Source organism: Streptomyces sp. NPDC001204 (assembly GCF_053598035.1).
Genome location: NZ_JBSFJL010000026.1, coordinates 115980 through 127151 on the forward strand (window position 1 = coordinate 115980; position 11172 = coordinate 127151).

Consider the following 11172-nt stretch of genomic DNA (forward strand, 5'->3'; position numbering starts at 1 on the left):
AATTCCTCCAGCTGACTTGAGTGGAACGGACTCAAGTGTGCCCGAGGCTCACCGCCGGGTCAACAGACCTGAGCCACATCGACTCAAGTCTTATCCATCCCTTATACGCAAGGGCGCTCTGACCTGCGGCGATGTGGATTGCCGGGGCGGAGGAGGCGGATATTCAAGTTGACGGCGAGGGACCTGAACGCCGGCTGCGCCCGACTCCGCGTCGTACGGAGCCCTGCCGCGCGGGGCTCCCGGAGCCCCCGCGCCGGACTGCCTCAGGGCACGGAGGGCCCGGAAGGGCTCGGCGCGGGAACGGGCGCCGGAGGCGTCCCCACGCACGCGTGGCGGTCCCCCGGAACCGGACGCGTCGGCACGCGCGCGCGTGGCGCCGCCGGCGACGGGAAGGCCCCGGGCCGTCCGCTCCTCGGGCCGCCCGCGGGTTCCGGGCACCCGGGTCTGCCCCCGGGTGCCCGGAACCCGGGACTGCGTGCGCGTACCGGAACCCGGGGTCTGCGCGCGGGCCCCGTTGACTTCGGTGTGCCGCCGCGGCGCGTACGCCGGCACCCGCAGCAGCCCGAGGACGACCGCCAGGGCCGCCCCGGCCACCCACAGTACGGCCGTCGGCTTCGCCCAGCCCGTGTGCACCAGCACCCCGACCAGCACCGCGGCGAAGGTGGCGAGACCGAGCAGGACGGTCGCGCCCGGCGGAGTCGGCCCGAGCCGGCGCAGCCGGTGCGCGAAGTGGTCGGGGCCGCGGCGCAGCAGGGGACGCCCGGCCAGCTTCCGCGACACGAGGACCAGCACGGCGTCGGCGCTCGCCGTGGCGGTGAGCGCGAACAGCACCGCCACGGTGGAGCCCGTGTCGTACCCGGTACGGGTGAGGAGGGCCGCGGAGGCGAGCACGAAGCCGGTGAACAGCGAGCCGCCGGACCCGAACGCGACCCGCGCCGGATGCCAGTTGTGCATCAGGAAGCCGGTGAGGGCGGCGGCCAGCACGCTCAGCAGCACCGCGAGGTCGTCCATCACCTCGGCCGCCGCGCACACGCCCACCCCGAACGCGGTGAGCACTCCCACCGTGCCCGCGAGGCCGTCCGCGTGGTCGAGTCCACGAAAGGCGGCGGCCACACAGGCGATCCAGGCCACGGCGGCGATCCCGGCCACGGGCCCGATCTCGTCGTACGGCACCACGCAGGCCGCCGCGAGGGCCGTACCGACGAACAGGAACGGCGTCTTCAGCCGCCACACGTCCGCGGCGGTCCCGAGCACGGCGACGGCCGCGCCCGCGGTGAGCAGCCTGCCCACCCCGTCGCCCAGCGGGGCGGTGCCCGTCCAGCCGCCGGCCGCGGCGACCAGGCAGGTGCTGAGCACCACGGCCAGGCCGCCGAGCAGCGGCAAGGGGCGGGCCCGCCTCCTGCGGTCGACGAGGCCCAGCCGGAGCGCGAGCACTCGGAGCAGCGCCGAGAGCAGGGCGGCGAGGAGGAGAGCGGTGATGGCGGTGGTGATCCCGTAGAGCACGGTTCTTAAATTAGGGGTATATGGGGCGATCGGGTGCGAATAACACGATCGGAACGCGACTGGATTGCCGGGCGCCCCCCCGGCACCCCCCGGACGGCCCTCAAGAGGGCTTTCAGCGACCCAGATCACCCCGCGCCCGGCTGCATCGCGACAGATGATGGGGGTAGTCTCAGACGGACTACATAAGTTACCGCTCAGTAATCTAGAGGCCGCCTCAGGAGCCCCCATGCAACTCGCCGCGATCATCGTGTCGCTGGTCCTGACCGTGGTCGGCGTCGCGCTGCTCGCCCGTGCCATCGGCCAGTTCGTCCGGTACTTCAAGCTGGGTCAGCCCGTACCCGCCGGCGCCCGTACCGACAACCCCTACCAGCGCAGCGTGACCCTGGTCCGGGAGTTCCTCGGCCACACCCGGATGAACCGGTGGGGCATCGTGGGCGTCGCCCACTGGTTCGTGGCCATCGGCTTCCTGACGCTGCCGCCCACCCTCGCACAGGCGTTCGGTCAGTTGTTCCGGGCCGACTGGACGCTGCCGGTCATCGGTGACTTCCTGCCGTTCGAGATGTACATCGAGTTCATCGGCGTGATGACCGTCCTCGGCATCGCCGTGCTCATCGCGATCCGGCTGCTGAGCCTGCCGTCCCGGCCCGGCCGCAAGTCCCGCTTCGCCGGCTCCAAGGCCGGCCAGGCGTACTTCGTCGAGTACGTCATCCTCACCATCGGCCTCGCGATCTACGTCCTGCGCGGACTGGAGGGCGCGCTGCACCACGTGGAGCACTACGAGGCCGGGTACTTCGCCTCGTACCCGCTGGTGCTCGCCTTCAAGGGCCTGTCGGCCGGCACCCTGCAGAACCTGGTCTACCTGACCGCGATGATCAAGATCGGCACGTCCTTCGTGTGGATGATCGTCGTCTCCCTGACCACCAACATGGGCGTGGCCTGGCACCGCTTCCTGGCCTTCCCGAACATCTGGTTCAAGCGCGAGGCCGACGGCGGCACGGCCCTGGGCGCCCTCCAGCCGATGACCTCCGGCGGCAAGGCGATCGACTTCACCGACCCCGGCGACGACGACGTCTTCGGCGTCTCCCAGGTCGAGCAGTTCTCCTGGAAGGGCCTGCTGGACTTCTCCACCTGCACCGAGTGCGGCCGCTGCCAGTCGCAGTGCCCGGCCTGGAACACCGGCAAGCCGCTCTCCCCCAAGCTGCTGATCATGTCGCTGCGCGACCACGCGCACGCCAAGGCCCCGTACCTGCTGGCCGGCGGCGGCAAGTCGATGGAGGGCGAGGAGAAGGCCTCCGCCGAGCAGCTGAAGGACGTCCCGGCCGCGGCGCTCGCCGAGGCCGAGCGCCCGCTGATCGGCACGCTGGAAGAGAACGGCGTCATCGACCCGGACGTCCTGTGGTCCTGCACCACCTGCGGCGCCTGCGTCGAGCAGTGCCCGGTCGACATCGAGCACGTCGACCACATCGTCGACATGCGCCGCTACCAGGTCATGATCGAGTCCTCGTTCCCGTCCGAGGCGGGCACGATGCTCAAGAACCTGGAGAAGAAGGGCAACCCCTGGGGCCTGGCCAAGAAGCAGCGCCTGGAGTGGACCAAGGAGGTCGACTTCGACGTCCCGGTGGTCGGCAAGGACGTCGAGGACCTCTCCGAGGTCGACTACCTGTACTGGGTCGGCTGCGCCGGCGCCCTGGAGGACCGCGCCAAGAAGACCACCAAGGCCTTCGCGGAGCTGCTGCACATCGCGGGCGTGAAGTTCGCGATCATGGGCGGCGACGAGAAGTGCACCGGTGACTCCGCCCGCCGCCTGGGCAACGAGCCCCTGTTCCAGGAACTCGGCATGGAGAACGTCGCCACGCTGAACATGGCCTTCGGCGAGGAGACGGACGACGAGGGCAACGTCACCGAGGAGTCCCGCAAGCCGAAGTCGGCGAAGAGGATCGTCGCCACCTGCCCGCACTGCCTCAACACGCTCGGCAACGAGTACCCGCAGCTCGGCGGCGACTACGAGGTCATCCACCACACCCAGCTGCTCCAGCACCTGGTGGACGAGGGCAAGCTGGTCCCGGTCACCCCGGTCGAGGGCATCATCACCTACCACGACCCCTGCTACCTGGGCCGCCACAACAAGATCTACACGCCTCCGCGCGAGATCATCGGCAAGGTCCCCGGCCTCAGGAACGAGGAGATGCACCGCCACAAGGAGCGCGGCTTCTGCTGCGGCGCCGGCGGCGCCCGGATGTGGATGGAGGAGCGGATCGGCAAGCGCATCAACGACGAGCGTGTCGACGAGGCCCTTTCGCTGAACCCGGACATCGTCTCGACGGCCTGCCCGTTCTGCCTGGTCATGCTCACGGACTCCGTGAACGGCAAGAAGAACGACGGCAAGGCCAAGGAGTCCATCCAGGTCGTGGACGTCGCCCAGCTTCTGCTGGACTCCGTCCGGACGCCGGTCGACCCGGCGGGCGAGGCGGCCGACGAGAGCGAGCCGGAGCCCGCGCCGGTGAAGTAGGCGGCCCGGCCGTTCCCGCGCCCGGCGCCCCCGCGTCCGACGCCCCCGTGTCCGTACGGGCACGGGGGCGTCGCCGTGTTTCCGGGAGCGCTACGCGCCCTTGGGAGCGGCCTGCTGAACGACCTCGAAGGACCACAGGGTCGAGCCGGTGGCTGCGGGCTTCGGCCGCTCCCCTCCCTCACCCCCGCCGGCGCCCTGGTGCGCGGCCTTCATCGGCCCCTCCAACCAGGCCTGGAACGACTCCTCGTCACGCCAGCGCGTGTAGACGAGGTAGGTGTCGGTGCCCTCGACGGGGCGCAGGAGCTCGAACCACTCGAACCCGTCGGAGCTCTCGACCGCGTGCGCCCGGGAGGCGAATCGCTTCTCCAGCGTCTCGCGCTGCTCGGCGGGCACGGTCAGTACGTTGATCTTGACTACGCTCATGGTCCCATCCTGCCCGGTGGCCCCCGGGCCGCCACTCAGCGCCTCCGTGTCGCGCCCGTGGTCCGGAAAGCTCCCGCCCGACACCTCGGAACACCCCGTGAACGCCCCTGAGAAACGACCGGAACGCCCCTTAAGGGATGTCACAGCTCGGACCCAAAGCCCTGCCGGAACACCCGGCCCCGCACGTGACTTGCCGGGCTCGGGTACGTTCGTTGACGTGGCTGGATTCAGGAGCGGACGCGGCGGCCGGAACGACCGTGCCCCGCAAGCGCGGACCCAACGACCTCCGTACGGGCAGCAGGCGCCCCAGGCCCCCTCGTACGGTCATCCCCCGGCGCAGCAGCGGCCGCCGTACGGAGGCGGCGGCGCCCAGTGGCCCCAGGCCGGCGGCGGCTACGGCGGCGGCCAGGGCGAGCCGGAGTACTTCGGCGGCGGCTACCCGCAGGGCGGCCCCGACCCGTACGCGGCCAACAACCCCGGCCACACCCAGGCCTTCGCCGTCGGCGAGGACCCCTACAACCAGAGCGGGACCTACCGCGCGGGCTCGGCACCGGCCGGCCCGATCGGCCCCCGTCTGCACTGGACGGACCTGCTGAGGGGCATAGTCCTGTCCCCCAACCAGACCTTCCTCCAGATGCGCGACTACACGATGTGGGGCCCCGCCCTCATCGTGACGTTCCTCTACGGACTGCTCGCGGTCTTCGGCTTCGACGGCGCCCGCAAGGACGCCATCAACGCCACCCTCTCCAACGCGGTCCCGATCGTCCTGATCACCGCCGTGGCCATCGTGATCAGCTCCTTCATCCTCGGTGTGGTCACCCACACCCTGGCCCGCCAGCTCGGCGGCGACGGAGCCTGGCAGCCCACGGTCGGCCTGTCCATGCTGATCATGTCGATCACGGACGCGCCGCGCCTGCTCGTCGCCATGTTCCTCGGCGGCGACGCGGGCTTCGTCCAGCTGCTCGGCTGGGCCACCTGGGTCGCGTGCGGCGCCCTGCTGACCCTCATGGTCAGCCGTTCCCACGACCTGCCCTGGCCCAAGGCCCTGGGCGCCTCGGCGATCCAGCTGATCGCACTGCTGTCGATCGTGAAGCTCGGCACGTTCTAGCGTTCTAGCGTTCCGGCCTTCCAGCAGCCCACCAGCGCACAAGGGGCCCGGCGATGATCCGCCGGGCCCCTTGCTCGTCTCCTGCCTGCTCGTCCCCTGCCGTCAGGGCTTGCCGCCGATCTCACACGCCCTGCACGGCGGCTGCCCGCAGGTGCACTGCATGACGGCCTCCACGACCCCGCGGTCGTGGTAGAGGCACTCGTCCTTGCAGGTGTGGCGCGGGATGAACCCCGCCGGGATCTCGCCGGGCCACGGCTCGTGGCCGTCCCGGCAGCGGGCGAACCGCTCGGGGTCGGTGGAGTGCAGGTCGTGCATGCTCGACCGTGCCTTGTCCTCCAGCTCCCGCACCCGCTCCACCAGGCTCTTCAGCTCGGCGGCGAGGCCGGCGTACTGGTCGGTGCCGGTCCTCACGTGTGCGGCCCGCAGCGCCATCGCCGCGTTGCCCAAAAACCTGCCGGCGTCCTGAAGGTCGGTCACGTGATGCAACTGAATGCCGTTCACGCCTCGTACCCACACGGCGTCCATGTTGCTCACCGATCCGCCCTCCTTGGTTTTCTGCGAGACAGTATGCGTGGCGTCGGCGCCTCCACATAAGGAAAAATCAATCTATTTACCGAAACTAAAGGTCTCGGCGGCAACCGTCCAGCAAAATTCGGAGTGAGTCGGCTCACTCTTCCCCTCGCAATGGATCTTCCACTGGTTCCCCCCGGCACCCGGCTGATCAACGCGGCCGCTCGATCATGCGCTGATGCACACACCACGGGCCACCGGAGCAGGAGAGGGACGCGGTCGACCCCTCTCCGACTTGACACGCCCATTGACGAGACGTCTCCTTGAAGAGAGGAAACAGTTGCGGCAGACGCTTTTCCAGGCGTGCCCGCACACTCGGGTTCGCGAGCGTCCAGTGGTTTCCGGAGCGATAATGGCCACTTACGAATATCTGTGCAGTCATTGCGGTCCTTTCGATGTGAAATTGACGATCGGAACGGCACCCAAGACGTATGGCTGCCCTTTTTGCGCGGACGCTGCGAGGCGTTTGTACTCCGCGCCCGGCCTGTCGACGGCCTCGAGCGCGTCCACCGTCCTCCGCGAACGCGAGGAGCAGGCCCGTGAGGCCCCGGCAGTAGTCTCCGAAGTGCCGCCGCGCACAAGGCCGGAGCCGCGACCGCACCCCGCGCTCTCACGGTTGCCGCGTCCCTGACTGTCTCCACCCCACGCGGAGTCAGGAGGTGCGTCCCGGTGGGAAATGTGGGACTCCTCTTTGTCGGTGCGGTGCTCTTCATGAATGGGTTGCTGCTTCTCGGCAAGGTCGACGCCCGTGCGGGAGCAGTATTCAACCTGTTCGTAGGAACACTTCAGGTACTGACGCCGACTTACCTCATCTTCACCTCGGGCGGCGACCCCAAGAAGATCCTGGCGGCATCCGGAATCTATCTGTTCTCCTTCACCTACCTCTATGTGGGTATCGGCCTGCTCGCCGACCTCGACACCACCGGAGTCGGCTATTACTCATTGTTTGTGGCAATTGCCGCCCTGGGATATTCGTACGCCAATTTCCGGCTCTTGAAGGACTACCCCTTCGGGGTCATCTGGCTCTACTGGGCCTTGCTGTGGTTCCTGTTCTTCCTGCTGCTCGGTCTCAAGATGGACCACCTCAGGACCTATACGGGCTGGATCACCGCGATCGAGGGCTGGGTCACCGGTGCCATTCCCGCGGGGCTGCTGCTCTCCGGCTACTGGAAGCACCCCACCGAGACCGCCATCGCCCTGGGGGTCTTCGGCGTGCTGATGTTCGTGGGGCTGTGGCCGCGCACCCGTCAATCGCCTCGGCCCACCCAAACCGCTCCGCCGGCCAATGGTGCGGGCGCCCCAACGTCACCGGATCAGAAGTGAGGAGCTGTCATGCCCGAAATTCTCTTCAGTGTGGACCAGAGCAAGTCGATGCGTGAGCAGGACGTTCCCGGACACAACAGGTGGCACCCCGACATCCCCAGCGCCACCATGGTGAAGCCGGGAGCGGAGTTCCGCATAGAGTGCCGCGACTGGACCGACTGCCAGATCGGCAACAACGACTCGGCCAACGATGTGCGCGACATCGACCTGACCATCCCTCACATGCTCAGCGGGCCGATAGGCGTGGAGGGCGCCGAACCAGGCGACCTGCTCGTCGTCGACATCCTCGACCTCGGCCCCGTGCCGCAGCAGAGCGGGGACGCGGCCGGCCAGGGCTGGGGCTACACCGGCATCTTCGCCAAGGCCAACGGCGGAGGCTTCCTGACCGACTACTTCCCGGACTCCTACAAGGCCGTCTGGAACTTCCACGGCCAGCAGGCGGTCTCCCGCCACCTGCCCGGCATCCGCTACACCGGAATCACCCACCCCGGGCTGTTCGGAACGGCCCCGTCCGCCGAGATGCTCGCCCGCTGGAACGCGCGCGAGAAGGCGCTGATCGACACCGACCCGAACCGGGTCCCGCCCCTCGCCGTACCTCCGGACGCCAGCAACGCGCTCGCCGGCACGGCCACCGGGGACCTCGCCGACCGCATCGCCGCGGAAGGCGCGCGCACGGTGCCCGCCCGTGAGAACGGCGGCAACCAGGACATCAAGAACATGACCCGCGGCTCGCGGGCCTTCTTCCCCGTGTACGTCAAGGACGCCAAGCTCTCCGCGGGCGACCTGCACTTCAGCCAGGGCGACGGAGAGATCAGCTTCTGCGGCGCCATCGAGATGGGCGGCTTCATCGACTTCCACATCGACCTGATCAAGGGCGGCATGGAGAAGTACGGCATCACCACCAACCCGGTGTTCATGCCCGGTAACGTCGAGCCGCGCTACACGGAGTTCATCAGCTTCATCGGTGTCTCCGTCGACCACGACACGGACACCAACTTCTACATGGACGCGACGCTGGCCTACCGGCGTGCCTGCCTCAACGCGGTCGAGTACTTCAAGAGGTTCGGCTACAGCGGCGAGCAGGCCTACCTGCTGCTCGGCTCCGCGCCCATAGAGGGACGCATCAGCGGCATCGTCGACATCCCGAACGCCTGCTGTTCGCTGTACGTGCCCACCGCCATGTTCGACTTCGACGTCCGGCCGTCCGCCGCCGGCCCGATGAAGGCCGACCGCGGTCAGGCGGCGCTGACCATCGCCTGACCGGACCACGCACAGGAACGGCCCCGCAGCTCGTGCTGCGGGGCCGTACGGCCTTCGACGCGGCGCTACGGGGCCTCTCGGACCTCTCGCTACAGGGCGTCCTTCGAGGGCGTGATCGGCGTACCGGCCTTGCGGCACGGGGGCAGCACGGACCAGGCTGACTTAACTGGATGACAGTAGTTACCTGACCCCTGCTCAGGAGGTAGGGGAGGGCCGACCGTGGCACGCAGGGTGGGGATCTACACCCGCATCTCGCGGGACGACGAAGGCGAAGCGCTCGGTGTCGCGCGACAGCAACAGGACTGCGAGCGTCTAGCAGATCTCCGATCCTGGCAGGCCGTGAAGGTCTACGAGGACAACGACGTATCCGCGTTCAAGCGCAACGTCGTACGCGAAGAGTTCGAGCTGATGCTGAAGGATCTCCGCGCCGGCCTCATCGACGGCATCGTGGCGTACGACCTTGACCGACTGACCCGACAGCCACGAGACCTTGAACGCCTCATCGAGATCTACGACGAGCGCCCACGGCTGGAGTTCGCCACCGTCACGAACGACATCAACCTTGGGACGCCGGACGGCCGCACCATGGCGCGCATCATGGTCGTGTTCGCCAACAAGTCGTCACACGACGCCTCGCGCCGCATCAAGCGCAAACACTTGGAGTTGGCCCAGCAAGGCAAGGACAGCGGCGGACCGGCGCCGTACGGATGGAGGAAGGACGATCGCACGAAGGTCGACCCGGAGGCGGCCAAGGCGATCCGCGAGGCACAGCGCGAGATCCTCGCCGGCGTCCGCATCGGCACCATTCGCACCCGGTGGCAGGAGCAGGGCTTGGGTAACCCTCGGGAAGGCACCAAGCGGATGGCTCACCACGGGGTCGAGCAAATCCTGACCAATCCCAGGCTCGTCGGCTACCGGACGTACCACGGCGAGATCCTTTACGGCGACGACGGCCAGCCCGTCATGGGCGAGTAGGAAACAATCAACACGCTCGAAGATTGGGAAGCAGTGTGCGCTGCCGTCGCCGAGCGGAAGCAGAAGCACCCTGGCAGGTCGCTCGCTCGTAAGTATCTGCTCTCAGGGGTCGCACGCTGCGGCCTGTGCAAGGCGAAGATCCGGGGCCAGGTCAACCAACGCTGGAAGCCAGGGTCAAAGGCGGCGAAGTTCAGTTATCAGTGCTCGGTGGTGAACGGTGGATGCGGCAAAGTCGCCCGCGTCGGCGAGCCCGTTGACCGGCTGATAGCTCAACTCGCGCTTGAGGAGCAGCGTTCACGAGCGATGGTGACGGCTGCCCCAGCCGACCAACGTTGGCCGCGGGAACCCGAGCTGGAGCAAGTCAACGAGGACATTGCCCAACTGGTCGAGGCCGAGAGGACGAAACAGATCACCGTTGCCACTCTCCTACAGCTCTTGCCCGCCAAAGAGCGCTTGCGCGACGAACTGAAGTTGGAGCGCGCCCGTTTCTACAAGGAACAGAGGCAGGCGAAAGCCAAGGGCGATGCGGCGAACCTGACGGTTGACGAGTTCTTCGGTCTGCCGATCGAGCGCCAACAGGAAATCATCTTGCACAGCCTGTCGGCCGTGATCATCTATTCGGCCAGCCGCGGACGACGCAAGTTCGACCCGAGCCTGATCGAACCAGTCTGGCGGTGATCATCAAGCTCGGCCCTGTAGGACGAGCGCACGCCGTACCCATTCCCCGTCCCGCTCAGGAGCCCGGCGCAGGTGCATCCGTATCCACTTTTCGGTCGACATGATCACGGCCACTGTCAACCATCAGCTGGGACCGAAGTGTCAAGCATCTACCGGGACCGGACAAGCCGCTACGCGCCTGAGCTGTTACAGGTTTCTCTACCTCATCAAGCACCCGTCGTCGCTTCGCTCCTCCGGGCGGGCGCGGGCGGCCGGCGGCGCCCGCGCTCATGTCTCCGCCCCGCTCGGCACCTCCGGCCGCCCGCTCCCGCCCAAGAGACAGGCACACAGGGCACGAGGTCAGAACACGTCGTGGCTGGGGCGGTCGGCTCCACGACTTGGCTGGGGGACCGAAGCACGGTTCAACTGCTGTGAAGCGTGGCGTCCCAGCCGTTGGCCAGGCGAGTTGCGCTAGAGCCGCGTGATCCTCAACAACCTCCCCGGAAGGTGACCTGGTGAGTCTGCGCGAACTGGAAGAAGCTGTCCCAGCCTTGCTGGATATCCGGTCAGCCGAGGTCACGTCCGCTGGCGTGGTGTATCCACGGCCACTCGGTGATCTCGTTTTGAGGCTATGCGGTGAGTTCGGTGGGCAGGGCGGTCTCGTCGGTTTCTGACTCGATCGGGTGGAGGCGGGCTTTGGCGAGGAGTTCGCGGCCCATGTAGCGGCGGGCTTCGGTCCACTCGTCGTTCTGCTCGGCCAGGACCGCGCCGACGAGCCGGATCACAGCGGTGCGGTCGGGAAAGATACCGACCACGTCGGTGCGACGCCGGATCTCCTTGTTCA

General features: G+C 67.9%; 11 protein-coding genes. 7 read left to right on the plus strand and 4 right to left on the minus strand.

The window, feature by feature from the left end:
• Nucleotides 1-90: 90 nt before the first annotated feature.
• On the minus strand, nt 91-1503 hold the full coding sequence (locus ACWC91_RS29720) for an undecaprenyl/decaprenyl-phosphate alpha-N-acetylglucosaminyl 1-phosphate transferase (protein WP_450726103.1): 1413 nt from the start codon (nt 1501-1503) through the stop codon (nt 91-93).
• Between the two features lie 226 nt (nt 1504-1729).
• On the opposite strand from ACWC91_RS29720, the gene ACWC91_RS29725 reads away from it, so the two are divergent.
• Nucleotides 1730-4012: a (Fe-S)-binding protein gene (locus tag ACWC91_RS29725; protein ID WP_225077049.1), complete on the plus strand. Its 2283-nt coding sequence runs from the start codon at nt 1730-1732 to the stop codon at nt 4010-4012.
• 90 nt (nt 4013-4102) lie between these two features.
• Here the strand turns inward: ACWC91_RS29725 and ACWC91_RS29730 are convergent, their stop codons facing one another.
• Entirely contained in the window at nt 4103-4435 is a 333-nt protein-coding gene (locus ACWC91_RS29730; protein WP_450644439.1) for an antibiotic biosynthesis monooxygenase family protein, read from the minus strand.
• Between the two features lie 217 nt (nt 4436-4652).
• Between ACWC91_RS29730 and ACWC91_RS29735 the strand changes: the two genes are divergently transcribed.
• On the plus strand, nt 4653-5543 hold the full coding sequence (locus ACWC91_RS29735) for a YIP1 family protein (protein WP_225077050.1): 891 nt from the start codon (nt 4653-4655) through the stop codon (nt 5541-5543).
• A gap of 102 nt (nt 5544-5645) precedes the next feature.
• On the opposite strand, the gene ACWC91_RS29740 is transcribed toward ACWC91_RS29735, so the two are convergent.
• Nucleotides 5646-6068 (minus strand): hypothetical protein, encoded by a 423-nt coding sequence (locus ACWC91_RS29740; RefSeq protein ID WP_450644451.1) that lies wholly within the window; start codon nt 6066-6068, stop codon nt 5646-5648.
• Between the two features lie 397 nt (nt 6069-6465).
• Here ACWC91_RS29740 and ACWC91_RS29745 point away from each other — a divergent pair, with 397 nt between their 5' ends.
• The 5 genes from ACWC91_RS29745 to ACWC91_RS29765 all read left to right on the plus strand — a co-directional run bounded on the left by ACWC91_RS29745 (nt 6466) and on the right by ACWC91_RS29765 (nt 10349).
• Nucleotides 6466-6744 (plus strand): FmdB family zinc ribbon protein, encoded by a 279-nt coding sequence (locus tag ACWC91_RS29745; protein ID WP_450644441.1) that lies wholly within the window; start codon nt 6466-6468, stop codon nt 6742-6744.
• 38 nt (nt 6745-6782) lie between these two features.
• Complete coding sequence (locus ACWC91_RS29750; protein WP_225077052.1) at nt 6783-7436, plus strand: AmiS/UreI family transporter; 654 nt, start codon at nt 6783-6785, stop codon at nt 7434-7436.
• Nucleotides 7437-7445: 9 nt separating this feature from the next.
• Nucleotides 7446-8696, plus strand: a complete 1251-nt coding sequence (gene fmdA, locus ACWC91_RS29755; protein ID WP_450644443.1) for a formamidase — start codon at nt 7446-7448, stop codon at nt 8694-8696.
• A 231-nt stretch (nt 8697-8927) separates the two neighbouring features.
• Nucleotides 8928-9671, plus strand: coding sequence for a recombinase family protein (locus ACWC91_RS29760; RefSeq protein ID WP_450726105.1), 744 nt, complete (start codon nt 8928-8930; stop codon nt 9669-9671).
• Nucleotides 9672-9704: 33 nt separating this feature from the next.
• Nucleotides 9705-10349 carry a hypothetical protein gene (locus ACWC91_RS29765; RefSeq protein WP_450644447.1) on the plus strand — a complete coding sequence of 215 codons (645 nt, stop codon included), beginning with the start codon at nt 9705-9707 and terminating at the stop codon, nt 10347-10349.
• Nucleotides 10350-10957: 608 nt separating this feature from the next.
• Here the strand turns inward: ACWC91_RS29765 and ACWC91_RS29770 are convergent.
• A partial coding sequence (locus ACWC91_RS29770; protein ID WP_450644449.1) for a transposase occupies nt 10958-11172 on the minus strand: 215 nt, incomplete at its 5' end.

What these genes read in the sequence shown, in the direction of transcription:
- fmdA (WP_450644443.1), top strand. Translation starts at nt 7,446, where the DNA reads ATGCCCGAAATTCTCTTCAGTGTGGACCAGAGCAAGTCGATGCGTGAG.
- ACWC91_RS29725 (WP_225077049.1), top strand. Translation starts at nt 1,730, where the DNA reads ATGCAACTCGCCGCGATCATCGTGTCGCTGGTCCTGACCGTGGTCGGC.
- ACWC91_RS29740 (WP_450644451.1), bottom strand. Translation starts at nt 6,068, where the DNA reads ATGGACGCCGTGTGGGTACGAGGCGTGAACGGCATTCAGTTGCATCAC.
- ACWC91_RS29730 (WP_450644439.1), bottom strand. Translation starts at nt 4,435, where the DNA reads ATGAGCGTAGTCAAGATCAACGTACTGACCGTGCCCGCCGAGCAGCGC.
- ACWC91_RS29745 (WP_450644441.1), top strand. Translation starts at nt 6,466, where the DNA reads ATGGCCACTTACGAATATCTGTGCAGTCATTGCGGTCCTTTCGATGTG.